General features: G+C 44.4%; 30 protein-coding genes. 27 read left to right on the top strand and 3 right to left on the bottom strand.

The features are described from left to right. Positions 1-123 precede the first annotated feature (123 nt). Positions 124-1,005 (top strand): patatin-like phospholipase family protein, encoded by an 882-nt coding sequence (locus CEF21_RS14950; protein ID WP_123917692.1) that lies wholly within the window; start codon positions 124-126, stop codon positions 1,003-1,005. On the opposite strand, the gene CEF21_RS14945 is transcribed toward CEF21_RS14950, so the two are convergent. Then, complete coding sequence (locus CEF21_RS14945) at positions 1,002-1,376, bottom strand: SA1362 family protein (RefSeq protein ID WP_123917690.1); 375 nt, start codon at positions 1,374-1,376, stop codon at positions 1,002-1,004. The genes CEF21_RS14950 and CEF21_RS14945 overlap by 4 nt on opposite strands. Positions 1,377-1,408: 32 nt before the next feature. After that, positions 1,409-2,350: a DUF1385 domain-containing protein gene (locus CEF21_RS14940; protein ID WP_123917688.1), complete on the bottom strand. Its 942-nt coding sequence runs from the start codon at positions 2,348-2,350 to the stop codon at positions 1,409-1,411. A gap of 238 nt (positions 2,351-2,588) precedes the next feature. Here CEF21_RS14940 and CEF21_RS14935 point away from each other — a divergent pair, with 238 nt between their 5' ends. The 5 genes from CEF21_RS14935 (at position 2,589) to CEF21_RS14915 (ending at position 7,116) form a co-directional block, all read left to right on the top strand. Then, entirely contained in the window at positions 2,589-3,113 is a 525-nt protein-coding gene (locus CEF21_RS14935; RefSeq protein ID WP_123917686.1) for a YqhR family membrane protein, read from the top strand. A gap of 93 nt (positions 3,114-3,206) precedes the next feature. Further along, complete coding sequence (gene aroQ / locus CEF21_RS14930; protein ID WP_123917684.1) at positions 3,207-3,647, top strand: type II 3-dehydroquinate dehydratase; 441 nt, start codon at positions 3,207-3,209, stop codon at positions 3,645-3,647. A 2-nt stretch (positions 3,648-3,649) separates the two neighbouring features. Continuing rightward, positions 3,650-4,708 carry a M24 family metallopeptidase gene (locus tag CEF21_RS14925; RefSeq protein WP_481747593.1) on the top strand — a complete coding sequence of 353 codons (1,059 nt, stop codon included), beginning with the start codon at positions 3,650-3,652 and terminating at the stop codon, positions 4,706-4,708. Between the two features lie 78 nt (positions 4,709-4,786). Then, positions 4,787-5,344: an elongation factor P gene (efp, locus tag CEF21_RS14920; protein WP_123917680.1), complete on the top strand. Its 558-nt coding sequence runs from the start codon at positions 4,787-4,789 to the stop codon at positions 5,342-5,344. 194 nt (positions 5,345-5,538) lie between these two features. Then, positions 5,539-7,116 carry a UDP-N-acetylmuramoyl-L-alanyl-D-glutamate--2,6-diaminopimelate ligase gene (locus CEF21_RS14915; RefSeq protein WP_123917678.1) on the top strand — a complete coding sequence of 526 codons (1,578 nt, stop codon included), beginning with the start codon at positions 5,539-5,541 and terminating at the stop codon, positions 7,114-7,116. A gap of 108 nt (positions 7,117-7,224) precedes the next feature. Here the strand turns inward: CEF21_RS14915 and CEF21_RS14910 are convergent, their stop codons facing one another. Continuing rightward, positions 7,225-7,467 (bottom strand): hypothetical protein, encoded by a 243-nt coding sequence (locus CEF21_RS14910; RefSeq protein ID WP_123917676.1) that lies wholly within the window; start codon positions 7,465-7,467, stop codon positions 7,225-7,227. A 115-nt stretch (positions 7,468-7,582) separates the two neighbouring features. Between CEF21_RS14910 and CEF21_RS14905 the strand changes: the two genes are divergently transcribed. The 21 genes from CEF21_RS14905 (at position 7,583) to recN (ending at position 25,412) form a co-directional block, all read left to right on the top strand. Continuing rightward, complete coding sequence (locus tag CEF21_RS14905) at positions 7,583-7,864, top strand: YqhV family protein (RefSeq protein WP_123917674.1); 282 nt, start codon at positions 7,583-7,585, stop codon at positions 7,862-7,864. Between the two features lie 68 nt (positions 7,865-7,932). Beyond that, positions 7,933-8,853, top strand: a complete 921-nt coding sequence (gene spoIIIAA, locus CEF21_RS14900) for a stage III sporulation protein AA (RefSeq protein WP_123917672.1) — start codon at positions 7,933-7,935, stop codon at positions 8,851-8,853. After that, positions 8,841-9,356 carry a stage III sporulation protein SpoIIIAB gene (spoIIIAB, locus tag CEF21_RS14895; protein ID WP_123917670.1) on the top strand — a complete coding sequence of 172 codons (516 nt, stop codon included), beginning with the start codon at positions 8,841-8,843 and terminating at the stop codon, positions 9,354-9,356. The genes spoIIIAA and spoIIIAB overlap by 13 nt, the downstream gene beginning before the upstream one ends. A gap of 21 nt (positions 9,357-9,377) precedes the next feature. Further along, positions 9,378-9,584 carry a stage III sporulation protein AC gene (spoIIIAC, locus tag CEF21_RS14890; protein WP_035404031.1) on the top strand — a complete coding sequence of 69 codons (207 nt, stop codon included), beginning with the start codon at positions 9,378-9,380 and terminating at the stop codon, positions 9,582-9,584. Then, on the top strand, positions 9,538-9,990 hold the full coding sequence (gene spoIIIAD / locus CEF21_RS14885; protein ID WP_123917668.1) for a stage III sporulation protein AD: 453 nt from the start codon (positions 9,538-9,540) through the stop codon (positions 9,988-9,990). The genes spoIIIAC and spoIIIAD overlap by 47 nt, the downstream gene beginning before the upstream one ends. Before the next feature lie 18 nt (positions 9,991-10,008). Then, positions 10,009-11,277, top strand: a complete 1,269-nt coding sequence (spoIIIAE, locus tag CEF21_RS14880) for a stage III sporulation protein AE (RefSeq protein ID WP_241156686.1) — start codon at positions 10,009-10,011, stop codon at positions 11,275-11,277. A 10-nt stretch (positions 11,278-11,287) separates the two neighbouring features. Beyond that, a complete protein-coding gene (spoIIIAF, locus tag CEF21_RS14875; RefSeq protein ID WP_123917666.1) occupies positions 11,288-11,929 on the top strand; it encodes a stage III sporulation protein AF in 642 nt (213 codons plus the stop codon). Beyond that, the gene (gene spoIIIAG / locus CEF21_RS14870) at positions 11,922-12,587 is read left to right on the top strand and encodes a stage III sporulation protein AG (protein WP_123917664.1); all 666 of its coding nucleotides are present in this window, start codon (positions 11,922-11,924) and stop codon (positions 12,585-12,587) included. The genes spoIIIAF and spoIIIAG overlap by 8 nt, the downstream gene beginning before the upstream one ends. 4 nt (positions 12,588-12,591) lie before the next feature. After that, a complete protein-coding gene (locus tag CEF21_RS14865; RefSeq protein ID WP_123920285.1) occupies positions 12,592-13,194 on the top strand; it encodes a SpoIIIAH-like family protein in 603 nt (200 codons plus the stop codon). Between the two features lie 550 nt (positions 13,195-13,744). After that, the gene (accB, locus tag CEF21_RS14860; protein ID WP_123917662.1) at positions 13,745-14,245 is read left to right on the top strand and encodes an acetyl-CoA carboxylase biotin carboxyl carrier protein; all 501 of its coding nucleotides are present in this window, start codon (positions 13,745-13,747) and stop codon (positions 14,243-14,245) included. A gap of 13 nt (positions 14,246-14,258) precedes the next feature. After that, a complete protein-coding gene (accC, locus tag CEF21_RS14855; RefSeq protein ID WP_123917660.1) occupies positions 14,259-15,611 on the top strand; it encodes an acetyl-CoA carboxylase biotin carboxylase subunit in 1,353 nt (450 codons plus the stop codon). 22 nt (positions 15,612-15,633) lie between these two features. After that, complete coding sequence (locus CEF21_RS14850) at positions 15,634-16,041, top strand: Asp23/Gls24 family envelope stress response protein (RefSeq protein ID WP_123917658.1); 408 nt, start codon at positions 15,634-15,636, stop codon at positions 16,039-16,041. A gap of 234 nt (positions 16,042-16,275) precedes the next feature. After that, a complete protein-coding gene (gene nusB / locus CEF21_RS14845) occupies positions 16,276-16,671 on the top strand; it encodes a transcription antitermination factor NusB (protein WP_123917656.1) in 396 nt (131 codons plus the stop codon). A 20-nt stretch (positions 16,672-16,691) separates the two neighbouring features. Beyond that, the gene (gene folD / locus CEF21_RS14840; protein WP_123917654.1) at positions 16,692-17,543 is read left to right on the top strand and encodes a bifunctional methylenetetrahydrofolate dehydrogenase/methenyltetrahydrofolate cyclohydrolase FolD; all 852 of its coding nucleotides are present in this window, start codon (positions 16,692-16,694) and stop codon (positions 17,541-17,543) included. A gap of 32 nt (positions 17,544-17,575) precedes the next feature. Further along, complete coding sequence (xseA, locus tag CEF21_RS14835) at positions 17,576-18,925, top strand: exodeoxyribonuclease VII large subunit (RefSeq protein WP_123917652.1); 1,350 nt, start codon at positions 17,576-17,578, stop codon at positions 18,923-18,925. After that, complete coding sequence (locus CEF21_RS14830) at positions 18,918-19,160, top strand: exodeoxyribonuclease VII small subunit (RefSeq protein WP_123917650.1); 243 nt, start codon at positions 18,918-18,920, stop codon at positions 19,158-19,160. The genes xseA and CEF21_RS14830 overlap by 8 nt, the downstream gene beginning before the upstream one ends. A gap of 1 nt (position 19,161) precedes the next feature. Beyond that, positions 19,162-20,046, top strand: a complete 885-nt coding sequence (locus CEF21_RS14825) for a polyprenyl synthetase family protein (protein ID WP_481747592.1) — start codon at positions 19,162-19,164, stop codon at positions 20,044-20,046. A gap of 296 nt (positions 20,047-20,342) precedes the next feature. Continuing rightward, positions 20,343-22,235 carry a 1-deoxy-D-xylulose-5-phosphate synthase gene (gene dxs / locus CEF21_RS14820; RefSeq protein WP_123917648.1) on the top strand — a complete coding sequence of 631 codons (1,893 nt, stop codon included), beginning with the start codon at positions 20,343-20,345 and terminating at the stop codon, positions 22,233-22,235. Continuing rightward, a complete protein-coding gene (locus CEF21_RS14815; RefSeq protein WP_123917646.1) occupies positions 22,235-23,080 on the top strand; it encodes a TlyA family RNA methyltransferase in 846 nt (281 codons plus the stop codon). Before dxs ends, CEF21_RS14815 begins: the two co-directional genes overlap by 1 nt. A 127-nt stretch (positions 23,081-23,207) precedes the next feature. After that, positions 23,208-23,657 carry a transcriptional regulator AhrC/ArgR gene (ahrC, locus tag CEF21_RS14810; RefSeq protein ID WP_123917644.1) on the top strand — a complete coding sequence of 150 codons (450 nt, stop codon included), beginning with the start codon at positions 23,208-23,210 and terminating at the stop codon, positions 23,655-23,657. Positions 23,658-23,690: 33 nt separating this feature from the next. After that, complete coding sequence (gene recN, locus CEF21_RS14805; RefSeq protein ID WP_123917642.1) at positions 23,691-25,412, top strand: DNA repair protein RecN; 1,722 nt, start codon at positions 23,691-23,693, stop codon at positions 25,410-25,412. Positions 25,413-25,546 lie beyond the last annotated feature (134 nt).

Below are 25,546 nucleotides of genomic sequence, written 5' to 3'. Positions count from 1 at the left end.
CCCGATTAAACCTCCCATATACACTTCGAAAACTTTCCATTTTACCCGGACCAAGCAGAGGAAGTTCTAAGAAAACAGCGCACTGAAATAAGATAAACAGACGGCATACAGAGGGGGATTCCTGTGTATATTGACGGTGTTTTTTCAGGCGGGGGAATAAAAGGGCTCGCAATGGCAGGAGCATACCAGGCGATTGAAAAAAGAGGACTTCGATTTGCGCGTTTAGCAGGTACAAGCGCCGGATCCATTGTTGCCGCCTTTATTGCAGCGGGTTATACAAGTGATGAAATTATTGAATTGCTCGAAGAAGTGAATTTAAGAGACTTCATGGATGAAAGGATCTCCTTTTTCCCGCTTCGGTTTCTTAAATGGATATCGATTTATTGGAGGCTTGGCTTGTATAGAGGCCAAAAATTAGAGAATTGGATTTCGGAGAAATTAAAAGCCAAAGGGATCTCAACTTTTGGAGATTTGCGTGCCGGTTCATTAAAGGTCGTTGCATCAGATCTGACTAACGGAAAAATTGTCGTCATTCCGGATGATTTACCTTCATACGGCCTCGTTCCCGAGCATTTTTCGATTGCAAGGGCCGTAAGAATGAGCAGCAGTCTGCCCTACTTTTTTGAACCGGTGAAACTGACTTCACAACTAGGAAACTGCGTGATAGTGGATGGCGGGGTTTTAAGCAATTTCCCCATTTGGCTTTTTACATCTGATCTGTTTCCAAAACGGCCGGTCCTTGGAATTCGGTTAACGCCTAACGAACAGGAACGTCCAAAAAACAAAATCACGAACGCTATTGAGCTGTATGGTGCATTATTTGAGACAATGAAAGATGCTCATGATGCGAGGCATATTTCAAGCAAGCATGAGCGGAACATTGTGTTTTTGCCCGTGGATCACATTTTGACGACAGAATTCGATTTAACGGAAGAAAAAAAGCTAGCTCTAATTGAGCTAGGCAGAAGTGAAACGGAGCTTTTTCTTCAAACATGGGCCTTTTAAAAAAGGGCCCTGTTTTTCTTTTTTCCTTTTTTTCCTTCAATGACGGTTAGATGACTGGAGTTTTTCTTTTTAAAGGATTTCGTTTTGGCATATTTTTTAATGGGAGTAACCGTCTTGGAAGGGGATCCGGTATGAGTCTTTTCATATGCGCTTCGTTTTGTATGTTTAGCTGCTTTTGAATAGGATGAATAATCCAATCCCATTCTTTTTCTCATGACATAACGGAAGACAAGATAGATAATGGCAACCGTTATGGCGATGATCGCTGCCTGCTGGAACAAAGCAGCGGGATTTGTCAGTAATGTAGTAATTAAATAAAATCCTGCAAGACCTGCGATAGCCAGAAAAAACCAGTTTGATCCGCGTTTCATAAACCCACCTCCCAGAAGATTAAGAAAGACAGTTAAACAATTTGTTCTTCAGACATAGCTGTTTCTTTTTCCATTTTCAACAGCTCTTCAAAACTCATAATTGCCACTTCAGTTTGACGGTCATCCGGCTCTTTCGTGGTCAGCAGCTGCAGCCATAAGCCGGGCAGGCCGAGCCATTTCAGAACCGGAACGTTCCGCACCATATTTGTAAGCTGAAGCACTTCAAAAGAGATGCCGAGGACAACCGGAATTAAGGTAATCCGGTTTACAACTCTGACCCAAAGCGGGTCTGTCGGAACGATCATATAAACAAAGACCCCGACAATGACGGTAAATAAAATGAAACTGCTCCCGCAGCGGTAATGGAGTCTGGATTGTTTTTGGACATTCTCCACTGTCAGAGCCAACCCGTTCTCATAGCAGTTGATCACTTTATGCTCCGCTCCATGGTATTGAAAAACACGTTTTATGAGCGGAGTCAGCGAGATAAAATAAATATAAGCGAGCAGCAGAATGAGTTTAAAGGCACCCTCTGCCATAATTTGAGAAAAATCGCTTTTAAAAATAAAACGGGTAGATTCGGCCAAAAAGACAGGAATTAACGTGAAAATGAATTTTCCAAACAAAAAGGATAAAATGCCCGCAGCAGCTACGCCGAGAATCATTGTTAATTTTGATTCTTTCCTTTCGGATGCTGCTTTACGGTCATCCTTAGGATCAACATCATATCGTTCAGTTGAAAAATTTAAGTGTTTTGTACCGTTGGCGCTGGCTTCCAGGATGGCGATAATGCCCCTTAAGAAAGGAATTTTCTTCAATTTGGCGAGAATCGGGCTGACCTTCCTCGGCAAATGGAAAAATTCAACGGATTGATCTTTTCTTCGCACTGCAGTTACATAGTGATGCTTACCGCCGAACATAACTCCTTCAACCACTGCCTGACCGCCATATGCGGGCTTTTTTTCTGTAGACATGAAACACCAACCTATCTAAACGTGGTCACTCTTGCTGAAAATTCATTCAAAAGTGTTATGATTCTATTTTACCTAAAAAACAGGTAAACCTCTAGGCTGATGTTTCATTGTTTTGACATTTATTTACCGCGTTCTGTCTATTTACAGTATACCCACCGTTTTTTTTCTTACACATACTGGACACACTGACATTGTCCGAAACAAAACAGGGCATACTGAGGTGGAGGTGAAAGGAATAATGAACAATCAAAGTACAGGAAACGTCAGAAAAGGTCCTTCTCCGGCTTCTATTTTAGGAAGAGTGGCAACGTGCGGTTTTGCAGGGGGATTCGTATGGTCGGCAGCAGGGTTTATAGCATCCTATTTTAAACTTTCGCAAATAAGTCCGAATATCATACTCCAGCCTGTTTCAGCAGGTGCATGGAAAGATGGGGCAGCAGGCAATATTGTCAGTATTGTTTTAATAAGCGTTTTGTCAATCGGCATCGCCTTTATTTATTACGCTCTGCTTAGAAAAATTCATACAATTTGGGCGGGTATTGGATTTGGCATCGCTCTGTGGGCCTTTGTTTTTTTCCTCGTTACCCCCTTATTTCCCGTCCTCCAAACGATTACGGAACTGAGCTCCAATACAGTGGTTGCGACTTTGTGCCTTTATATTCTTTACGGCACCTTCATTGGGTATTCGATTTCCTATGACTACAGCGAGGTCATGAAAGAATCCGATTCAAAACCCCCTAAATCAATAGAGGAAAACAGCTGACTATGGTAAAATAAATGAGATTAAATAGCGGCTTATGCCCCCTGCTGCCTGAACAACAGCCGGGTTTTAGTCTCTAGGACGGGAGAGAGAGAAATGAAGCGGTATCTAGTCCTTAACGGCCCTAATTTAAACAGGCTTGGAAAACGGGAACCGGATGTTTACGGGAGAAAAACACTGACGGATCTTGAGCGTGAGCTCCTGCAATTCGGAGAAGATTCCGGAATAGAGATTACTTGTTTTCAGTCCAGTCATGAAGGCGATATCATTGATGCTATTCATGAAGCAGATGAACAGTATGCGGGGATCGTTCTGAATCCGGGAGCGTTCACACATTACAGCTATGCTATTCGGGACGCAGTTGCAGGAGTATCTGTCCCTGTAATGGAAGTACATATTTCAAACGTATATGCAAGAGAAGAATTCAGACGTCACTCTGTCATTGCACCCGTAGCGGCGGGGCAGATTGCCGGACTCGGATTCTTTGGATACAGACTAGCGCTGCTTGCGCTAATGAATCAGTCAGGGGGAAACTGAACATGCTTGAAAAATTAAGAAACTCGTTTCACGACTTAGGAATTGACGGATTGATCATCTCGAGTGAATTTAACCGGCGCTATATGACCGGGTTCACTGGTTCGGCAGGTCTTGCCATCATCTCGGAATCAAAGGCTGTTTTTATTACCGATTTCCGCTATGTCGAGCAGGCAGGGAAGCAGGCACAGGGATATGAAATTATTCAGCATACCGGTTCAATCATAGAAGAAGCGGCAGCACAGGCCAAAAAAATGGGGATTGCAAAATTAGGCTTCGAGCAGGACCATATGACCTTTTCTTCCTATGAGCAGTACAAAAAAGCGATGAGCGGAATATCCCTCGTTCCTGTATCAGGTGCGGTTGAAAAGTTACGCTTGATTAAGTCACCGGCAGAGATTAAGATATTAAAGGAAGCGGCGCAGATTGCCGATGCCGCCTATTCACACATCCTGCATTTCGTACGCCCGGGCTTAAAAGAGCTTGATGTTTCCAATGAGCTTGAATTTTTTATGAGAAAAAACGGGGCCGCATCTTCTTCTTTTGATATCATCGTAGCATCCGGTTACCGTTCAGCTCTTCCGCACGGCGCAGCGAGCGAAAAAGAAATTGAATCGGGCGACTTTGTTACGCTTGATTTCGGTGCCTATTATAAAGGATACTGCTCGGATATTACGAGAACGTTTGCAGTAGGGGAACCTTCTGATAAACTAAAGGAAATTTATTCCGTTGTTCTTGAAGCGCAGATGAGGGGTATGAATGGAATTAAAGCTGGGATCACTGGTAAAGAAGCCGATGCCCTTACCCGTGATTTGATTACTGAAAAAGGCTATGGGGACTACTTTGGCCATTCTACCGGGCACGGTCTCGGACTGGAAGTCCATGAGGGGCCGGCGCTCTCCCTTCGCTCCGATACGGTTCTGGAACCAGGCATGGTTGTAACCGTAGAGCCGGGTATTTACATTGCCGGGCTCGGAGGAGTAAGAATTGAAGACGACACCGTCGTTACGGAAGCAGGGAATGAAGCATTGACCTCTTCCCCAAAAGAACTGATTATTTTGTAAAAAAAGGCGCATTTGCTTTTTTACATAAGCCATCCGGGCATTGACCCGGGGTAAAAGATAGCTAGGAGGAACACATTTATGATTTCAGTTAATGATTTTCGCACAGGTTTAACCATTGAGGTGGATAATGGTATCTGGCGCGTTATTGATTTCCAGCATGTTAAACCGGGTAAAGGTGCGGCATTCGTCCGCTCCAAGCTTCGCAACCTGCGAACTGGTGCTATTCAGGAAAAAACATTCCGAGCGGGCGAAAAAGTAGCTAAAGCACAGATTGAAACGCGCAGAATGCAATATTTATATGCCAGTGATGATATGCATGTATTCATGGATAATGAATCGTATGAGCAAATTGAACTTCCGGCTGCATCCATTGAATATGAGCTGAAATTCCTGAAAGAAAACATGGAAGTTCAAATCATGATGTTCCAGGCTGAAACTCTTGGAGTGGAGCTTCCGAACACAGTTGAATTAAAAGTTACGGAAACAGAGCCTGGAATTAAAGGTGATACAGCTTCAGGAGGTACGAAACCAGCTAAACTAGAAACGGGACTAACCGTGAACGTACCTTTCTTTATCAATGAGGGGGACGTGCTTATAATCAACACAACAGAATCCTCCTATGTTTCCAGAGCATAAAAAAATCCCGCCGCCGGCGGGATTTTTTATTTGGGTATAATTTCGCTTAGCCTCTTTTTAAGGCTTCATTTTCAATGCGTTTCAAGTCGCATAAATGAGGGTAAAGAATTCGGGGGATTATAAAATAAATCCGGATTTGAAAATAAATGAGAGCTGTTCCAAAACAGCTCCTCTAACTTGATGAGAGGTCAGCTATGCTAATACAATTCGATTCAGTTAATGAAGTGCCAATAAACCATCTATTCGGCCCTCTGTCACAAAGGATTCTACATCTTGCATACGATTCCCGGCAAGTAAAAAAATCATCGGTTTTCTTCAGCATGAAAGGAGAAAGCGCGGATGGACACCAGTATATTGAAGAGGCTATCTTAAATGGGGCTGCTGCCGTTTATGGTTCCAGCTATCTGCATCTTAAATCACTAAGCGCCAAGTATCCTGAGTGTACGTTTATCGTGGTTGACCATGTCAGAGAAACGATGGCGAAATTCGCTAAACGATATTTTCAAGCAGCAGATGAGAAGCTAAAAACAGTCGGTATTACAGGAACAAACGGAAAGACAACAGTCGCTGCTTATGTAAGGTCACTATTGACCCTGCTGGGGATGCCGGCAGGGTCAATCGGCACCACGGGGTTTTGGTCTTCAACGGAGAAATTATCCTCCCAAAAAAGTACTCCTACGACGCCTGAATCGGCTGATTTGCAGTATATGTTTCAAGAACTTTATCATTTGGGAGATGAGGCTGTAGCGATGGAAGTATCATCTATCGCTTTGGACCAGCACCGCGTCGATCAGATGGTATTTGATGTGGCGATTCACACAAATCTTTCGGAAGAGCACTTGGAATACCATAAAACATTTGCCCGGTATAAAGAATGTAAAATGAGATTATTCAAACAGGCCATTCATGCGGTTATTAATGCCGATGATGAAGAGATGGGGAAGGAGCTTTCGGACAGTTTTTCCGGAAAACAGCTCACCTACAGCCTCTCAGACGATAAAGCTGCCGACCTGAAAGGAAGCAAACTGATTTTCAGTAAAGACGGCACAGCATTTGACTTGACCTATGGAGGCCTCACCTATGCAATAAAAGCCCCGATTTATGGGGACTATAACGTTTCCAACGTCTTGGCAGCCGTCGGAGCGTGTCTTTTACTCGGATTCGAAATGGAGCAGATTATTGGCGTACTTCCGAAGATGGAAAGTCCTGAAGGCCGCTTTCAGATTATAAATGGCATGGACGGGCAAAAGGTTATTCTTGATTATGCGCATACACCTGTTGCCTTGACCCGTCTTTTACAAGAAGTGAAAAAGCTTCCTCACAATCGGCTTATTGTCATGATTGCCGGAATCGGGATCAGGGATTTTGCTAAAATGCCCAAAATGGCGAAGGTGATTGAACACAAGGCGGATGAAATCGTCGTCACAGTCGATCATCCCGGCCATCATGATCCCCAGGCTATCGTTGATCAAGTCATGAAGGGCTTTCGCTATCCTGAGGCAGCCGGGATTCATCCCACACTAACGAGGAAAGAGGGAGTCCTGAAATCACTGAGCCTTGGCCAATCAAATGATATCATCCTGCTGACCAGCGGATGCATCAATGGAGCTCAGATGGTAAAAGGAAAAGCGGTGCCCCATTCCGATGAAGCCATTATTGAAGAATATTATTCATCCGGCAGGCTATACAGGAAGGGGAAACGATTTCCTGCAAAGAAAATCCTCCTGAAGAGAGTTAAAACCCTTACTTCGGCCGGCAGGAATAATCGATAAACGGAAACCCGCAACAGGAAAAATAATCAATGGGGAAACCCCCGGTATGCTTCGATTTGGAGCATGCCGGGGGTTTTTTACTTTGCTTCAGCCTGTTTTTAACATGACTCAGTCAATTTCCCCGTACCGGTTCTTATGTCTGTCATCCTCCCGAATTTGTTCGGCAGTCAGTTTTTCTGATGAAACTTTGCCTTCAATGATGTTATCGAATGGAGTATAGAGGCTGCTTCTTGGATACTGCTTTTTTTTCAAGGCTTTGATCAAAATGATGGCTGGAATCAGCAGATACACGCCTGCCGCCAAAGTCCATTGGAGAATGGTATACAAATGAATCCAAATCTCTTCATCCATATGAATAACCTCCTTTTATTTCCATTATAGCTGATTTCAGGTGATAAATATCAGGATTCTTTTCTAATCCCTGGACAAGACGCATAGTCTGTACAAAAGGATCTGAGGTGGAAGAATGAAAAATTGGTGGAGTGGACTGGATCAGACTGTACTCGCTATGGCCGGTCTCAGGTTTTTATCTGCAAGTATTGAACTCACAGCGGCTATCTGCATGCTGTTTGTGAATGATGTAAGGAAAGCGATCGCAATCAATTCTGTTTTAGCTATTGTTGGTCCGGCCATTTTTATAGGAACGATGGCGATAGGAATTTTTCAGATTGCCGGTGAGATATCTTATGGAAAAATGGTGTTCATCGGTCTTGGGGTTGTCTTTATTTTAGTTGGAATTTATAAGTAACGTTTGGTATAAAGCGGCCAGGCCGGCATACATTTTTTATATCAGCCGGGAATAAGGAGGAAAGTTCTATGGAAGAGATTATGCGGATCCTTCCTGAGTCGATTAGGCATCATGTAGATGGTATCGAGGAATGGAATCGGCAAAAGCTTGAAGAAATCCGTATCAGGGTGCATAAACCTGTTGAAGTCATATTCAGCGGCCGGCATCTTTTTCTGCCTTATGCAGCTACACCGGAAGATGGACAAGTGCTTCTGAGTGAGATAAGCGGATTCTCCATTTATACCCTTGAGGAAGAGCTTCGCAGAGGGTACATTACCATTTCCGGGGGTCACAGGATCGGGCTTGCGGGGAAAGTCATTACGTCGAATGGGCGGGTAAAAATGATTAGAGACGTCACGTCTTTCAATATCCGGGTAGCCAGACAAAAAATAGGAGCAGGCGAACCGCTGATTCCTTTTTTGTATGAACGCCGCTGGCTGAATACGCTGATTATAGGACCGCCCCAAACAGGGAAGACGACCCTCCTTAGAGATATAGCCCGTGTCATCAGTACAGGGGATCAGGAGAGGAGGAGCATGAAGGTCGGGATTGTGGATGAACGTTCCGAAATTGCCGGCTCTGTTAACGGCATTCCGCAGCATTCTTTTGGTCACCGGCTGGATGTTTTGGACTCATGTCCTAAGGCAGAAGGGATGATGATGATGATCCGTTCTCTAAGTCCTGATGTTCTGGTGGCAGATGAAATTGGGTCAGCGGAAGATTGCCATGCGATCATGGAAGCTGTTCATGCAGGTGTGCAGGTGATGGTGAGCGTCCATGGATTTGGGGCACATGATGCCTCAAAAAGGCCGTCCATTCAGCCTCTGTTAGAGCAGGGGGTATTTGAAAGGGTTGTGGAACTCAGCCGGAGACAGGGTATGAGACACATGCGTATTCTGAAATCAGATTTGATGCCCCTCACTGAGGAGGAAATCGTATGGTCAAGCTGATTGGAGCTGCTATGATTCTATTTGCTTCCACATGGATCGGGTTTGAACTCGCAGGCAGATTTGGAAAGAGGACAAGGCTCCTTAGGGAAATGAAGGTTGCGATGCAATCACTGGAAGCAGAAATTGTCTTTAGCCAAAAACCGTTAAAAGCCGCTGCGGCTGATTTATCTGAACAGCTGGAAAAGCCGCTGTCCCAATTTTTTTCGCAATTCTCACACATTCTATCCCGCGGGGGGATTGACACGAAAGCAGCATGGAAAGAGAGTCTGGATCAGCTTGCAGCAGCCAGTACTCTTCAAAAAGGGGAACTTGAGGTCATGAAACAATTCGGAGAAACACTTGGAAAACATGATCTGATTTCTCAGCAAAAACATATCAGACTCGCGATGGTCCATTTAGAACGGGAGGAAGCGGAGGCGGGGGAAAAACAGAACCGATATGAAAGAATGATTAAAAGCATTGGATTTTTGAGCGGGCTTTTGCTTGTGATTGTTCTGCTGTAGCAGCGGGGAAGGAGCGGAAAAATGGGCGTCGATATAAATATCATTTTTCAAATAGCCGGTATCGGAATCGTTGTCGCGTTCCTGCACACGATCCTGGATCAAATGGGAAAGAAAGAATATGCGCAATGGGTCACCCTGCTGGGGTTTATTTATATCCTTTTTATGGTGGCATCGATTGTAGATGACCTTTTTAAAAAGATTAAAGCGGTCTTTCTTTTCCAAGGGTAAGGAGGGGAATTCCATTCAGATTATCCAAATTGTAGGTCTGGGTCTAGTTGCGACATTTCTTGCTTTGGTCTTAAAAGAACAAAAGCCGACTTTCGCCTTTCTTTTGGTTGTTTTTACGGGATGTGTTATTTTTCTGTACCTGGTAGATCAAGTATATGCAATCATCCGGATGATTGAAAAAATTGCAGTGAATGCAAACGTCAACCTGATTTATGTAGAAACCATTATGAAAATAATCGGAATTGCCTATATTGCTGAATTTGGCGCCCAGCTCACAAAGGATGCGGGCCAGGGAGCGATTGCTTCCAAGATTGAACTGGGCGGCAAAATCCTGATTTTAACGATGGCTATTCCGATCCTAACCGTCATTATTGAAACGGTCATCAAAATGATCCCGAAATTCTGATTGAAAGGAGGCAAACAGATGAAATGGCTGTCTGCTTTAATTTTTTGCTTTCTGATGGTCGCTCCTTACCGTGTACAAGCTCTTGAAAACGTCCCCGGAGAGCCTGTTCAAACAGAAGACATTCACAGTGAAACCCTGCCGGAAAACAAAGAGCCGGCTGAACCTGATCCATCTTCTGCCGTTCTGGATCCGGCCGCCCAGGAGGGGCTCATCAGACAGCAGGCGGACAAGCTTAATTTAGAGCAGGTTAAAAATTTCTGGGACGAGCTCCTCGTTCAATACGGCGGTTTTTTGCCGGAGAGCCAAAAAGGAAGCTTATACGATTTTGTGACGGGAGAGAAGCACTTTTCCTTGATGGACTGGCTGAAGGCCCTCCTGAAATATTTGTTTCATGAAATTCTGGCTAACGGAAAACTGTTGGGAACCTTAATTTTGCTGACGATTTTCAGTGTTCTGCTTCAGCTCCTTCAGAATGCTTTTCAGCAGAGTACAGTCAGTAAGGTAGCATATGCACTTGTCTATATGGTGCTGATGATTATTGCGCTGAACAGCTTTCATATCGCTATTCAGTATACGAGTGAAGCGATTCAGTCTATGACAAACTTTATTATGGCCCTTATACCCTTATTGCTGGCGCTGATGGCTTCATCAGGTGGACTTGTTTCGGCAGCATTTTTTCATCCCGTTATTCTCTTTTTAATGAATACAAGCGGAGTTTTAATTCAGCATATCGTGCTGCCTCTTCTTTTTCTATCGGCGCTTTTGAGCATTGTCAGCACCTTGACAGATCAATACAAAGTAACCCAGCTCGCCCAGCTCATGAGGCAGGCGGGAATTGGCCTGCTCGGGACTTTTCTTACCATTTTCCTTGGGGTCATCTCGGTACAGGGGGCGTCTGCTGCCGTAACCGATGGAATTACGATTCGAACAGCTAAATTTCTGACGGGTAATTTTATTCCGGTATTGGGACGCATGTTTACCGATGCGACAGATACCGTGATCAGTGCCTCGGTCCTGTTGAAAAATACGGTAGGGATTGCAGGTGTGGCGATTTTGCTGGCGATTGCAGCTTTTCCGGCACTGAAAGTTCTCTCCCTGGCGTTCATTTATAAATTTGCCGCAGCGATTCTTCAGCCGGTGGGCGGCGGGCCTGTGATCAAATGCCTCGATATTATCAGCAAAAGCGTCATTTATATATTTGCGGCTCTGGCTATCGTCTCTTTTATGTTTTTCCTCAGTCTGACGGTTATTATTGCCGCGGGGAATTTAACTTTAATGGTCCGATAGGAGGGTAAACATGTCTTTTCTCACAAGCTGGATTACCAATATTTTGCTGTTTATCCTGCTCGCGATTGTGATTGATCTGCTCCTGCCAAACTCCTCCATGCAGAAATACGCAAAAATGGTCATAGGGCTGATGCTGATTGTGATCATACTGAATCCCGTTTTCAATTTATTCTCTGTAGACATTAACAAGCTGATCAGTGAGTTTCAAATAAACAACCTATCCCAAGATGAAGAATCAAAAAAATTAATCGAATCTCAGAAAAAAGAAATACAAGCCTCACAGCGTGCATATATTTTAGAACAAATGGCTGTCCAAATGAAAAAAGATGCCGGGGAGGATTTGGAGAAATCGTTTCATATGAATATCAGCAGCATTGACATTCACATACAGAATGGGCAGGAAGCGATCGAAAGCAGTAAAGATGTTCAGTCTGTTGATGTATTTTTAAGCACCGCATCCCAAAAGCAGCAGCCGTCCGTAGAAGCAATCACACCGGTTCGAATTGATACATCAAAAGAACTGGCTCCTAAGGAGGAAATAGACAAAAACCGTTTGGAAGAAATGACCGTGCTGCTTGCGAAAATATGGCAGCTGGATCAGAGCCAGATTCAGATTCATGCGGAAGGAGGGGAAAATCAAGTTCATGAGTGAAAAAACAGCATGGATGGATAAAGTGAAAAAAATCTTCGGGCAGCACGAGGGACAATCAAAATTCAATCCAAAAACCATTCTGATCCTGCTCGCAGCAGGTATCGGGGTAATGCTGATCAGCAGCCTGACGGGGCAGGGGAGCAGCCCGGCGAGTAAAGTTCAGCAGGCCGCCGCTTCTCCGGGAACCACGAATTCAGCGGAACAAGAGGTTTTCAAGCAGAGCGGCGACTCAGAAAAGGATTTAATCGCAGGCTACGAACAGGAGTATGAAAATCAGCTGAAGGAAGTACTGGAGACCATCAGTGGAATTGATGATGTTTCAGTGGTCGTTAACGTAGATGCGACGTCCCTTAAAGTTCTTGAGAAAAACCGGAATACGCAGAGTCAGACTACGAATGAGACCGACCGCGACGGAGGCGAAAGGAAAGTTGAGGATGTTCAATCGGATGAACAGATTGTCATCATCAAACAAGGCGATAAAGAAACGCCGATTGTTCTTCAATATACGAAACCGGCAATCAGGGGTGTACTCGTTGTCGCCAAAGGGGCGGACAACGTTCAAATAAAAAAAATGATCGTGGACTCTGTGACGCGGGTGCTTGGGGTTGAAAGCTTCAAAGTTGCAGTAGCTCCGAAAAAAATAAAGGAGGCTTCATAAAATGATGTTAAAAAAACAAACGGTTTGGCTGCTTACCATGCTGAGTTTAGTTGTCGTACTATCTGTCTATTACATTACATCCCCTGAAGGCGGAACAGGAAATGAAATGGCTGCTGTGAATCCTGATCAAAAGCAAAAGGATAAAACAGAAGGGGCTTTACCTGGAAGTGCGAAAAATGAGAAGGCAGCGGATTCGAAGGGCGAGGCTAAATCAGCTTCCGGTGAAGATGGAACCGTTGTTTCTGCAGTCGAAAGCGATGAGCTCTTTACATCCTTAAGAATGGAACTCGAAGACCAGCGCAGTGAGCTGAAAAGCCAGCTGAAATCCATTGTTGCAAGCAAAGACGCCTCAGCAGAACAAAAAAGCAAAGCGTATGAGCAAATGAAGGAGCTTTCTGAAATACAGGGAAAAGAAGATACGCTTGAAACGCTGATAAAATCAGAAGATTATGATGATGCTTTAGTCAGAGTGGAAGATAATCAGGTGCTTGTTACGGTTAAGGCGAAAAAACACAGTGCAGCAAATGCCAATGATATTATCATGCTCGTGAGAAGTGAAATTGCAGGCATGGAAAATGTGGCCGTTTCTTTTGAGCCGGCGAAATAAGTAAATATAGATGGATTCATCAGCCTGCCAACATGGTGCAGGCTGATTTATTTTATTTTTACGCTCTGTTAAACTTGGCTGCTGAATGCAGTTAGCAGGCGCGGGACGGACGGTCCTCGACGCTTTGCACCTGCGGTATTTCACCTGTCACGCTGAGACCCCAATCATCGGGTGGTAAAAACCAACATCATGCTTTAGCAGCGTCTATTTTAATTGAAATGAAAAAGGGGATATAGGCTCAGCCGGATCATGAAAGGATAAATAGGCAGATGGCTGATGCCTTTTTCTCTGTTCTCCCGGGTGCAGCCTTGCTATGAAGGATTCTGCCATGTAAAGTATGATTAAAATGAGAGCGTTTCAAAAAGATGATATTTCGACTATAATGAGAAGGGGACTAAGAATCAGGATTAATCAAAAAGTCGGATAGCGGATTGATTTAAGTTGAATTAAGCTTGCATAGTATCGTAAGATGTTCATGAGACTTGCTTTTAGTACTAGATGATAATATCTAGAAAATATCACGTAACTTTCCAATAAGGGGTGCCAGTTTATGTTGAAAATCCAGGAGATTCGGGAACTGATCAAGTTAATCGACCAATCTTCAATTGACGAATTTACATACGAAAATGAAGGTGCAAAGCTTTTGCTGAAAAAGTCAGCGCCAGAAGCTGTTTACAGTCTTCCAGTTCAGCCGCAGGCAGATGCACCTGTTCAGGCAGCAGCACCGGCTCAGGCCGCCAATCACCAGGCTGAGCAAGTACAGCCTAAAGCAGAAGAGAAGCAAACCTCTGCTCCGGCTCAAGATGAAAACCTGGTGAAGATTACTTCCCCAATGGTTGGAACCTTCTATGCAGCTTCATCACCTGAGTCAGGAAATTATGTCGAAATCGGTTCAAAAGTAAAAAATGATTCCGTCGTATGTATTGTAGAAGCAATGAAGCTGTTTAATGAAATTGAAGCAGAAACTAAAGGAGAAATCGTGGAAATTCTGGCGGAAAACGGTCAGCTAGTAGAATACGGCCAGCCTCTGTTCCTCGTAAAGCCTGAATAAGGAGCGAACTGTTATGATTAAGAAATTACTCATTGCCAATAGGGGAGAAATAGCAGTCAGAATCATTAGGGCATGCAAAGAGCTCGAAATTGAAACGGTGGCTGTTTTTTCTGAAGCGGACAGAGATGCCCTGCACGTTCAGCTTGCAGATGAAGCGTATTGTATTGGACCCACTTCTTCTAAGGACAGCTATTTAAACTTTACAAATATCATCAGTGTCGCGAATTTAACAGGAGCTGATGCGATTCATCCAGGATACGGTTTTCTTGCGGAAAATGCTGATTTTGCCGAGCTGTGCAGAGAATGCAGCATTACGTTTGTCGGGCCGAGTCCGGAAGCCATTTCTAAAATGGGCACAAAAGATGTAGCGCGGGAAACGATGCGTGCAGCAAATGTTCCGATTGTTCCCGGCTCAAAAGGAATTATTAAAAATATAGAAGAAGCGGTTTCTTTAGCGGATGAAATAGGGTATCCGGTTATTATAAAGGCTACTGCAGGCGGCGGCGGAAAAGGAATCCGAGTGGCAAGAGACCAGAAGGATCTTGAAAAAGGAATCCGCATTACACAGCAGGAAGCAGAAACAGCCTTTGGAAACCCGGGTGTATACATTGAAAAATTTATAGAAGATTTCCGCCATGTTGAAATTCAGGTTATGGCAGATTCCCATGGAAACACAATCCATCTTGGAGAGCGTGACTGCACCATTCAGCGCAGGCTGCAGAAGCTCGTAGAAGAATCGCCGTCACCTGCTCTGGACCCTGAGATGCGTGAAAAAATGGGACTGGCTGCAGTACGTGCTGCAGAAGCAGTGGCTTATACAGGAGCGGGAACAGTTGAGTTCATTTTTGATTATAATGAACAAAAATACTATTTCATGGAAATGAATACGAGAATACAGGTAGAACATCCCGTTACAGAGATGGTCACTGGTACAGATTTGATTAAAGAGCAAATCAAAGTGGCTTCTGGAGAAGCTCTCGGATTAAGGCAGGAAGATGTGCAATTTAAAGGCTGGGCAATGGAATGCCGTATTAATGCAGAGAACCCTTCCAAAAACTTTATGCCTTCTCCAGGGAAAATTGAAATGTATCTGCCGCCGGGCGGACTTGGTGTACGGGTTGATTCAGCAGTATATCCGGGCTATTCGATTCCTCCATACTATGACTCCATGATTGCGAAACTGATTACATATGGGGAAACAAGAGAAGAAGCGATTGCCAGAATGAGACGTGCTCTTAGTGAATTTGTCATTGAAGGCGTATATACAACGATCCCTTTCCATTTGAAATTGCTGGAGCATGAAACGTTCAAAAGCGGAAATTTTAACACCAAGTTTCTGGAATTGTATCCGTTAATGGAAACTTAATCCTATGGAGGTGCAGGAACATATGAAGGAAAATCGTTTACTTGAAATGAACCAGGAAGACAGTACACTTGGGAAAGTGGAAATTGCACCGGAAGTCATTGAGGTGATTGCAGGAATTGCCGCTTCTGAAGTTGAAGGTGTAGGAAATATGCGCGGTAATTTTGCTTCGGGCGTAGCGGAGCGACTTGGTAAAAAAAACCACGGCAAAGGGGTAAAAGTGGATTTGTCGGAAGAAGGCATTTCCATTGATATTTATTGCACAATGGCATTTGGTGTATCCATTCCAAATGTGGCCCAATCCATTCAGGATAACATCCGTCAGGCTTTGCTTACGATGACAGCTCTTGACATAACGGAAATTAATGTGCATGTTGTCGGAATTCTTTTTGATACTAAAACTCCTGAAGTAGAGATTGATCAGGAAATGTAATCGGGATTTATCTCACTTACAAACTGGACTGCTTAATGCAGTCCTTTTTGCATGAATAGAACGATAAAATTAAATGACGAATGTTCAGGGTGAAAAAAGTGCTTTTATTCGGTTCCTGTGCAAAAATGCGTATTTTGGAAGTGATTCGCGTTCAAAATTATGATATGATTTGGCTAGACATGGACATGGATAAAATGAATGGACATAAACGTATTTTAAAGGAGCAGAAATAGAATGAACAGAAGAGCAGCGCGAGAAAAAGCTTTACAGGCATTATTTCAGATAGATGTGAGCCAAATTGATCCAGCCGATGCTTTGCAGCACGCATTCGATGAAGATGAAATTAATTCCTTTACACGCGAACTTGTAACAGGAACAATCTCTCATATAGAGGAGATTGATGCATTGATCAAACCTCATCTTGTTAATTGGAAGCTGGATAGACTTGCAAATGTTGACAGAGGCATTCTTCGTCTGGCTGCTTATGAGATGAAATATGAAGATGGGATTCCGGCTTCTGTTTCAATTGACGAAGCGATTGAACTGGCAAAAGCATTTGGTGACGATCAATCAAGCCGTTTTGTAAATGGGGTACTTTCTAACATTAGAAAAGACATTGAAACCATCTAAACAGTTTGGAGGAAGGCAAAATGACTGCTTCAATCATCAGCGGAACAGAAATAGCAAAACAAACGAGAGATAGTCTGGCAAACGAAGTAACGGCACTGAAGCAAAAAGGGGTGCATCCGGGGCTTGTGATTATTCTTGTAGGTGACAACCCTGCATCTCTTTCTTACATAAAAGGGAAAAAGAAGGCTTCCGAGGAGATCGGCATCCGGTTTAAATTGGAACAATTCCCCGAATCACTAACAGAGGAAGAACTTCTCGATGTAATTGGCCAGTATAATGAAGATCAGAACTATCACGGCATTCTTGTGCAGCTTCCTCTTCCGAATCATATTGATGAGATAGCAGTGATTGAAAAGATTTCCCCTGAGAAAGATGTCGACGGTTTCCATCCGGTAAACCTGGGCAAAATGCTGACAGGCCAAAAATGTTTTTTGTCCTGCACTCCAGCAGGAATAATGGAAATGCTGCGCATTAAGGGGATTACCCCTGCTGGCAAACACGCAGTGGTTGTCGGCAGAAGCAATATTGTCGGGAAACCCGTAGGGCAGCTTTTGCTTAAAGAGAATGCCACTGTTTCTTATTGTCATTCCAGAACAGAAAACTTATCTGACATGACAAGGCAGGCGGATATATTAGTTGTGGCGGCTGGACGCGCTAATCTGATTACTGGGAACGATATCAAACCGGGTGCCGTCGTGATTGACGTTGGCATGAACCGCAATGAACAAGGAAAGCTTTGCGGTGATGTGGCATTTGAAGAAGCGAAGGAAGTCGCTTCCTATATCACTCCTGTACCAGGCGGAGTAGGGCCTATGACCATCACAATGCTCGCCCATAATACAGTAGAAGCAGCTAAAAATACGCTTCTTTAACCTGCATCTGCAGGATGGAAAGGAGGGGCGCCATGAGCGAAATAAAGCATGTAACGGTAACAGCCTTGACAAAATATATCAAAAGAAAGTTTGATGTGGACCCGCATCTCCGTGATATATGGGTGAAAGGTGAACTTTCCAATGTGAAAATTCATTCAAGGGGTCATCTTTATTTCACTTTGAAGGACGAGCAGTCCCGTATTTTGGGTGTCATGTTTTCAAGTCAGAATAAAAATATGAAATTCCGCCCTGAAAACGGGATGAAAGTCCTTCTCCGCGGAGAAATCAGTGTGTATGAACAAAGCGGACAGTATCAGATTTATGCAAAGGAAATGCAGCCGGACGGAATCGGGAGTTTGTACCTTGCTTACGAAGAACTAAAGAGAAATCTGCAAAAGGAAGGGCTTTTTGACGAAAAGTTCAAAAAGCCTATTCCGGCATTTCCGCAGACGATCGGGGTAGTGACTTCTCCGACCGGCGCTGCCATAAGGGATATTTTAATTACGGTTAAAAGAAGATATCCGCTTGTGAAAGTCATCATTCTTCCTGCCCTGGTCCAGGGAGTGAATGCCGGCAAATCAGTGGCTTCAGCAATTAAAGAGGCAAATCGCATGGGCACCATTGATACGCTGATTGTTGGCCGCGGCGGAGGCTCCATTGAAGAGCTTTGGGCTTTTAACGAAGAAATTGTCGCCAGAGCTATTTTTGATTCTGAAGTTCCCGTTATCTCTGCGGTCGGGCATGAGACCGATTATACGATTGCTGATTTTGTGTCCGATCTGCGGGCTCCTACTCCGACCGGGGCTGCAGAGCTCGCTGTTCCTCATTTTGCAGATCTTCTGGAAAAAGTATCGGTTCGCAAGGCCAGGTTAATGAGAGCGATTCAGGAAAAGGTCACAAAGGATCAAGAGCGGCTTAAATCCTATATGAGGTCCTATGCATTCCGATACCCGAAGCAGCTTTATGAACAAAAAGAACAGCAGCTCGATGGTTTGGTTGAAAGTTTACAGAAGGAAATAACGAGGACCCTCCATCTAAAGAAAGACCGGTTTCAAAATAACGAACGCCGCCTGCAGCGTGTTCATCCAAGAACGCAGGCAAATGCTGCTGTGCAGCGCCATGAGCAGACTGTGAGAGCCCTCACGAGAGAGATGTCCCAAATTCTTGCCGGAAAGCAAAAAGAGTTTCAGCATTCCCTTGAAAAACTTAATGCGCTTAATCCTTTAAGGATTATGGAGCGGGGATACAGCCTGGTTTATAAAGAAGATCGGCTGATTAAATCCGTCAACGGTACATCTGAGGGAGACAAAGTAACAGTAAGACTTCAGGATGGAACCCTTTTATGTGAAGTCATGGAGAAGGTGGAGAGAAACGATGAGTAAAAAAACGGCTGCTGAAGAGCTTTCATTTGAAGAGGCGATGGAACAGCTTGAAGAAATTGTCGGAAAGCTTGAAGAGGGGGATGTGCCGCTTGAGAAGGCCATCAGCTTTTTTCAAGACGGTATGAAGCTTTCGAAGCTTTGCCACGATAAACTTCAAAAAGTGGAGAAACAAATGGATTATATTCTTCGTGAAGGCGGAGAGCTTGAGCCTTTCGAAATTCAGGAGGAAGAATAACTTGTCCGAATTGTTTAAGGATTTTATGGCAAGCAGAAAAGCGTTAGTGGAAAGAGAGCTGCCGCTTTATATAGAAAAACTGAAGGCACCCGAATCGCTTAAAGAAGCGATGCTATATTCCCTTAATGCAGGAGGAAAACGTCTTAGACCCATCCTGATTCTTGCCGCTCTCAAGGCCTTTGGAAAAGAAGAATCACTCGGACTGCCTGCTGCATGCGCAGTGGAAATGATTCATACCTATTCATTAATTCATGACGATCTGCCATGCATGGATGATGATGATCTTAGGAGAGGCAAACCGACTAATCATAAGGTGTACGGAGAAGCTCTTGCCGTTTTGGCCGGAGACGGGCTTTTAACGCAAAGTTTTCAGGCGGTTATGTCTCATGAAACTTTGAGTCCTGAGAAAAAACTCCGCCTTATTTCTGAACTCGTCCATGCAGCAGGGGCGGAAGGAATGGTCGGCGGACAAGTGGCAGACATGGAGGGGGAAGGAAAAACCCTTTCATTGGAAGACCTGGAGTATATACATATGCATAAAACAGCAAAGCTTCTAACCTTCAGTCTTGTTGCAGGCGCAATCCTCGCTGATGCTGAAGAGCCGGAAGTGGAAAAAATAAGAGCATTCGGCCAGCACATCGGAATTGCCTTCCAAATTAGAGACGATATTTTGGATATTGAAGGGACAGTAGATAAAATCGGCAAACCCGTTGGTTCGGATACAGGCAATCATAAAACAACGTATCCTTCTTTGCTGGCCATCGATGGGGCAAAGGATAAGCTGGAAACCCATATTGCTCTTGCGAAAAATGTACTGGCGGACCTTGGTATGCATCAAACGTTCCTGCAGGATCTGACGGACCTTATTGCACTCAGAGAGTCTTGAGTGATAGGAAAAAGAGCCTGTTTTTAAATTTTGTGCTATAATGTCCTAAATAAAATGGGTTGTTTAGGACATCATATTTTCCTCTTACAGCCGTTAACACTTAAGTGCTAGCGGCTTTCGTTTTTCTGCTGAAAACGAATGGACGGGAACCGCCATTGATTTTCAGCCGCACACTGATATAATGGTTCAGGTTCCATAAAGATTTCCTTTAGGGGAAAAGTAGTTTAACATGGGGATTATAGGATAAAACAAAAAGATACGGCAAATATAGAAACTACCGAAAGTGAGTGATCCAATTGGATCTATTATCGATTAAAAATCCAAGGTTCCTGAAAAAGCTTTCAAATAATGAACTCGAAAAACTAAGTGCTGAAATCCGGCAATTTTTAATTGAAAAACTGGCTGCTACTGGCGGGCATATCGGCCCGAACCTGGGAGTAGTTGAGTTGACCATTGCTTTGCACAAGGTTTTTGACAGTCCGAAAGATAAATTTTTATGGGATGTCGGACATCAATCATACGTTCATAAAATTTTAACAGGCCGTGCAGGCGAATTTGACAGCTTGAGACAATATCAGGGGCTTTGCGGTTTCCCTAAAAGAAGCGAAAGCGAACATGACGTCTGGGAAACCGGGCACAGCTCTACCTCTCTTTCAGCGGCTATGGGAATGGTCCTTGCAAGAGATTTGAAAAAGACCGGCGATTATATTGTGCCGATTATCGGAGACGGTGCTCTTACAGGCGGAATGGCCCTGGAAGCGCTCAACCATATCGGACACGAACAGAAGGATATGATTGTCATTCTGAATGACAATGAAATGTCGATCGCGCCAAACGTTGGCGCCCTTCATAACGTCCTCGGCCGCCTTCGCACAGCGGGCAAATACCAGTGGGCAAAAGACGAACTGGAGCTTCTGCTGAAGCGGATTCCGGCTGTTGGAGGGGCACTTGCTGCCACTGCGGAGCGGATTAAAGACAGCTTAAAATATCTTCTTGTATCCGGCGTGTTTTTTGAGGAACTGGGGTTCACTTACCTTGGGCCAATTGATGGCCATAATTACGATGCGCTTCTGGAAAATCTCGCCTACGCTAAAAAAACAAAAGGCCCCGTCCTTATGCATGTCATTACGAAAAAGGGCAAAGGCTATCTGCCGGCAGAAGCTGACAAACAGGGGAATTGGCATGGTACACCAGCCTATAAAATTGAAACCGGCGATTTCGTCAAGCCTGTTATCACCGCTCCTTCCTGGAGTGGATTAGTCAGTGAAACCGTCCGGAAAATTGCAAGAGAGGACAGCAGAGTTGTGGCCGTCACGCCTGCAATGCCTGTAGGATCAAAACTGCTTGGATTTGCGGAAGAATTCCCGGACCGCATGTATGATGTAGGAATTGCCGAGCAGCATGCGGTTACGATGGCTGCCGGACTTGCAACCCAGGATATGAAGCCGTTTCTGGCGATTTATTCCACCTTCCTGCAGCGGGCTTATGACCAGGTCGTTCACGATGTTTGCCGCCAGAACTTAAATGTTTTCTTTGGCATTGACCGGGCAGGCCTTGTGGGAGCTGATGGAGAGACCCATCAGGGTGTATTTGATATTGCCTTTATGCGGCATCTTCCGAACATGGTGCTCATGATGCCAAAAGATGAAAATGAAGGCCAGCATATGGTCCATACAGCTCTAACGTACGATGACGGCCCAATTGCAATGCGCTATCCGCGCGGAAACGGGCTTGGAGTAAAAATGGATGAAGAGCTGAAACAAATTCCGATTGGCTCTTGGGAAGTGCTGCGCGAAGGCAGCGATGCAGCTATCCTTACATTTGGCACGACCATTGAAATGGCCATGGAAGCAGCAGAGCTTTTAGAGAAACAGAACGTTTCTGTTAAAGTCGTTAATGCGCGTTTCATAAAACCTATGGATGAGGAAATGCTTGAAGGGCTATTGAGAAAAAATATGCCGATCCTGACAATTGAGGAAGCTGTTCTTCAGGGCGGTTTCGGAAGTGCAGTGCTTGAGTTTGCCCATGAACGCCAGTATCATCATGCCGTTATCGAACGAATGGGAATTCCGGACCGTTTTATTGAACACGGCAGCGTATCAAAGCTGCTAAATGAAATTGGTATGACGACTGAACAAACAGTAGCAGCTATAAAAAAAATCACACCACTTAAAGAAAAAAGGGCATAATAATGAGTAAAAAAGAGCGTTTGGATGTACTTCTCGTCGAAAAAGGATTAATGGAGACGAGAGAAAAAGCGAAAAGAGCTGTTATGGCAGGACTTGTTTTCGCAAATGAAATGAGATTGGATAAACCCGGAGAAAAAGTAGACCGGGATCTTCCGCTGACGATAAAAGGAAAAGTGCTTCCATATGTGAGCAGAGGAGGGCTGAAGCTCGAGAAGGCCCTTCAGCAGTTCGACGTACAGGCAGAAGGCAAAATCATGATTGATATCGGTTCATCCACTGGAGGCTTTACGGATTGCGCCCTTCAGAACGGAGCGATAAAATCGTATGCAGTGGATGTAGGCTATAATCAGCTTGCGTGGAAGCTTAGACAGGACCCGAGGGTCATTGTCATGGAAAGAACCAATTTCCGTTATGCGGAGGCTGCTGATTTTCAGGAAGGGCTTCCCGAGCTTGCAACGATTGACGTGTCTTTTATTTCTCTTCGATTGATTCTCCCTGCGCTGAAGAAAATACTGGTTCCGGGAGGCGATTGCCTTGCCCTGGTAAAACCGCAGTTTGAAGCAGGCAGGGATCAGGTTGGAAAGAAAGGGATAGTCAGAGATCCCGGTGTTCACGAACGCGTTATTACAGGGATGATCGATTTTGCCTTAAAAGAAGGATTTGACTGCATGAACCTATCTTACTCCCCCATTACCGGCGGAGACGGCAATATCGAATTTCTCCTGCACTTAAAATGGACGGGGAAGGAAGAAGAAGGCAGCTCAGTTATTCCTGTTCAGACAACCGATGTTGTCAAAAGAGCGCATGAGGAGCTAAAATCGAAATCCTTGCCTGAAGCGGAATGAAACACTGGTTTCATTCCGCTTTTACATAGAATGCCAAAACCGGCAAATGCATGTACTTTTTGAAAGCTTTCCTTTAACATGGAGGGTGTAAACATATGATGGCTATAAGAATAGTAAGGGGTGCCGCATGAACAAAGGGCAAAGACATATCAAAATCAGAGAAATCATCACACACGATGAAATTGAAACGCAGGATGACTTAGTCGACCGCTTAAAAAGCGCCGGCTATAATGTCACACAAGCCACTGTCTCCAGAGATATCAAAGAGCTTCACTTAGTGAAGGTGCCGATGATCGATGGGCGTTACAAATACAGCCTGCCGGCAGATCAGCGGTTTAACCCGCTCGCAAAGCTTAAGCGTGCGCTCATCGATGCCTTCGTGAAGGTGGATTCTGCAGGCCATATGATTGTGATGAAAACGCTGCCCGGGAATGCCAATGCGATTGGGGCACTGATTGATAATCTTGATTGGGATGATATATTGGGAACCATCTGCGGAGATGACACCATTTTAATTATATGCCGGTCTCCAGAAGTGACCGAGGAGATCACGAGCCGATTTTTGGAAATGCTCTAACTATAGAAATGATAAGTCGAGGTGAATTCTGTCTTGTTAGCGGAATTATCAATCAAAAACTTTGCCATTATAGAGTCAATGACCATTTCCTTTGAAAAAGGACTGACCGTGCTTACCGGAGAAACGGGGGCGGGGAAGTCGATTATCATCGATGCCATTCACTTGCTTGCCGGAGGACGGGGATCTTCGGAATTTGTCCGTTACGGGGAAAATAAAGCAGAGCTGGAAGGTCTATTTTTGCTGGAAAATGATCAGCATGCGTGTCTGGATAAGTGCGAAGAATTTGGAATTGAGGCAAGCGACGGCATGGTTGTCCTGAGAAGAGATATATCTTCTTCCGGAAAAAGCATTTGCCGAGTCAACGGCAAGCTTGTGACAATTGCGATATTAAGGGAAATCGGAAGAATGCTGATTGATATTCATGGACAGCATGATAATCAGGAATTGATGGATGAGGATCATCATCAGGCTCTTCTTGATCAATTCGGTGCCGCTAAGATTGAACCTGCTCTTGAGGCATACACCGAATTGTTTACGAAATATTCCGCCCTGAAAAAGAAAATCCGCCAGCTTTCCGATAATGATCAGGAAATTGCGCACCGCCTTGATCTTATTCAATTTCAGCTGAACGAAATTGAAGAGGCCGGACTTCTTCCGGAAGAGGATGTGAAACTCCAGGAAGAACGCAAAGAGATATCAAATTTCGAAAAAGTTTTTGAAGCCCTGCAGAATGCGTATAATGCGCTGAACGGTGAACAGAGGGGGCTGGACTGGACAGGTCTTGCCATGAGCAGTCTCGAGGATGTCTCGTCTATTAATGAATCCCTTAAAACCATGTCGGAAAGCATGTCCAACAGCTTTTACATCTTGGAGGACTTGTCCTATCAGCTTCGTTCGCAGCTTGATGAGCTGGAATATGATCCTGAAAGGCTGAACTTTATTGAAGGCCGGCTGAACGAGATCAGCTATTTAAAAAGAAAATATGGAAATTCTGTTGAAGAAATATTAGCGTATTCAGCAAAAATCGAGGAAGAAATCGAAACCCTCACGAACAGGGATAGCCATGTTCACAAGATGAAATCGGAACTGTCTTCCTTATTTATGGATATGAAAGTAGAGGCGGAAAACTTGACCTCTGTCAGAAAGCAGGCAGCGAAAAAACTTTCCGCAGACATACATCGGGAGCTGAAAGAGCTTTACATGGACAAATCCTCATTCGATGTAGTCTTCAGCCGAAGACCGGGAGGAAAAGATGATCCTGAACTGGATGGGGAGTCTGTAAAATTCACGGCGGATGGTGCCGATTATATTGAATTCTACATCTCCACTAACCCGGGGGAACCGTTGAAGCCTTTATCAAAAACCGCTTCAGGCGGAGAACTATCCAGAATTATGCTGGCGATGAAAAGTATATTTTCAAGACATCAAGGTGTAACATCCATTATTTTTGATGAAGTTGACACCGGTGTAAGCGGGAGAGTCGCCCAATCCATTGCAGAAAAGATTTTTAGGGTATCCATCGGTTCCCAAGTGCTTTGCATCACACATCTTCCTCAGGTGGCAGCGATGGCTGATACCCACCTTTTCATTTCAAAAGAAACGAAAAAGGGGAGGACAAAGACGAGTGTCAAACCTTTGTCAGACGATGAGAAAGTCAGGGAAATTGGCCGCATGATTGCAGGGGTTGAGGTGACGGACTTAACCAGACAGCATGCGAAAGAACTGCTGTCACTTGCCAGCTCTTCTAAAAAATAATCAGCTGTCCGGGGCCTTTCAGGCCCCGGACAGTTTTATTTTGCCCATGTATCACAAAAAAATCATATAATTCCCATATATGCCTCGTTTTAATCAACTTTTTCTCTCTTTGCGGGTTATAAACCAGCCTCTTG

The organism is Bacillus sp. FJAT-42376, from assembly GCF_003816055.1.
Taxonomy (GTDB): domain Bacteria; phylum Bacillota; class Bacilli; order Bacillales; family Bacillaceae; genus Metabacillus_B.
The sequence above is the reverse complement of the archived record's forward strand: the minus strand, read 5'-3'. Positions and strand labels throughout refer to the sequence as shown.

What these genes read in the sequence shown, in the direction of transcription:
- folD (WP_123917654.1), top strand. Translation starts at nt 16,692, where the DNA reads ATGACTGCTTCAATCATCAGCGGAACAGAAATAGCAAAACAAACGAGA.
- spoIIIAD (WP_123917668.1), top strand. Translation starts at nt 9,538, where the DNA reads ATGACCTTTTTAAAAAGATTAAAGCGGTCTTTCTTTTCCAAGGGTAAG.
- spoIIIAC (WP_035404031.1), top strand. Translation starts at nt 9,378, where the DNA reads ATGGGCGTCGATATAAATATCATTTTTCAAATAGCCGGTATCGGAATC.
- CEF21_RS14910 (WP_123917676.1), bottom strand. Translation starts at nt 7,467, where the DNA reads ATGGATGAAGAGATTTGGATTCATTTGTATACCATTCTCCAATGGACT.
- ahrC (WP_123917644.1), top strand. Translation starts at nt 23,208, where the DNA reads ATGAACAAAGGGCAAAGACATATCAAAATCAGAGAAATCATCACACAC.
- CEF21_RS14905 (WP_123917674.1), top strand. Translation starts at nt 7,583, where the DNA reads ATGAAAAATTGGTGGAGTGGACTGGATCAGACTGTACTCGCTATGGCC.
- spoIIIAB (WP_123917670.1), top strand. Translation starts at nt 8,841, where the DNA reads ATGGTCAAGCTGATTGGAGCTGCTATGATTCTATTTGCTTCCACATGG.
- CEF21_RS14830 (WP_123917650.1), top strand. Translation starts at nt 18,918, where the DNA reads ATGAGTAAAAAAACGGCTGCTGAAGAGCTTTCATTTGAAGAGGCGATG.
- CEF21_RS14850 (WP_123917658.1), top strand. Translation starts at nt 15,634, where the DNA reads ATGAAGGAAAATCGTTTACTTGAAATGAACCAGGAAGACAGTACACTT.
- xseA (WP_123917652.1), top strand. Translation starts at nt 17,576, where the DNA reads ATGAGCGAAATAAAGCATGTAACGGTAACAGCCTTGACAAAATATATC.
- nusB (WP_123917656.1), top strand. Translation starts at nt 16,276, where the DNA reads ATGAACAGAAGAGCAGCGCGAGAAAAAGCTTTACAGGCATTATTTCAG.
- CEF21_RS14925 (WP_481747593.1), top strand. Translation starts at nt 3,650, where the DNA reads ATGCTTGAAAAATTAAGAAACTCGTTTCACGACTTAGGAATTGACGGA.
- CEF21_RS14915 (WP_123917678.1), top strand. Translation starts at nt 5,539, where the DNA reads ATGCTAATACAATTCGATTCAGTTAATGAAGTGCCAATAAACCATCTA.
- CEF21_RS14940 (WP_123917688.1), bottom strand. Translation starts at nt 2,350, where the DNA reads ATGTCTACAGAAAAAAAGCCCGCATATGGCGGTCAGGCAGTGGTTGAA.
- accB (WP_123917662.1), top strand. Translation starts at nt 13,745, where the DNA reads ATGTTGAAAATCCAGGAGATTCGGGAACTGATCAAGTTAATCGACCAA.
- CEF21_RS14935 (WP_123917686.1), top strand. Translation starts at nt 2,589, where the DNA reads ATGAACAATCAAAGTACAGGAAACGTCAGAAAAGGTCCTTCTCCGGCT.
- CEF21_RS14865 (WP_123920285.1), top strand. Translation starts at nt 12,592, where the DNA reads ATGTTAAAAAAACAAACGGTTTGGCTGCTTACCATGCTGAGTTTAGTT.
- spoIIIAG (WP_123917664.1), top strand. Translation starts at nt 11,922, where the DNA reads ATGAGTGAAAAAACAGCATGGATGGATAAAGTGAAAAAAATCTTCGGG.
- accC (WP_123917660.1), top strand. Translation starts at nt 14,259, where the DNA reads ATGATTAAGAAATTACTCATTGCCAATAGGGGAGAAATAGCAGTCAGA.
- aroQ (WP_123917684.1), top strand. Translation starts at nt 3,207, where the DNA reads ATGAAGCGGTATCTAGTCCTTAACGGCCCTAATTTAAACAGGCTTGGA.
- spoIIIAE (WP_241156686.1), top strand. Translation starts at nt 10,009, where the DNA reads ATGAAATGGCTGTCTGCTTTAATTTTTTGCTTTCTGATGGTCGCTCCT.
- efp (WP_123917680.1), top strand. Translation starts at nt 4,787, where the DNA reads ATGATTTCAGTTAATGATTTTCGCACAGGTTTAACCATTGAGGTGGAT.
- CEF21_RS14945 (WP_123917690.1), bottom strand. Translation starts at nt 1,376, where the DNA reads ATGAAACGCGGATCAAACTGGTTTTTTCTGGCTATCGCAGGTCTTGCA.
- spoIIIAA (WP_123917672.1), top strand. Translation starts at nt 7,933, where the DNA reads ATGGAAGAGATTATGCGGATCCTTCCTGAGTCGATTAGGCATCATGTA.
- spoIIIAF (WP_123917666.1), top strand. Translation starts at nt 11,288, where the DNA reads ATGTCTTTTCTCACAAGCTGGATTACCAATATTTTGCTGTTTATCCTG.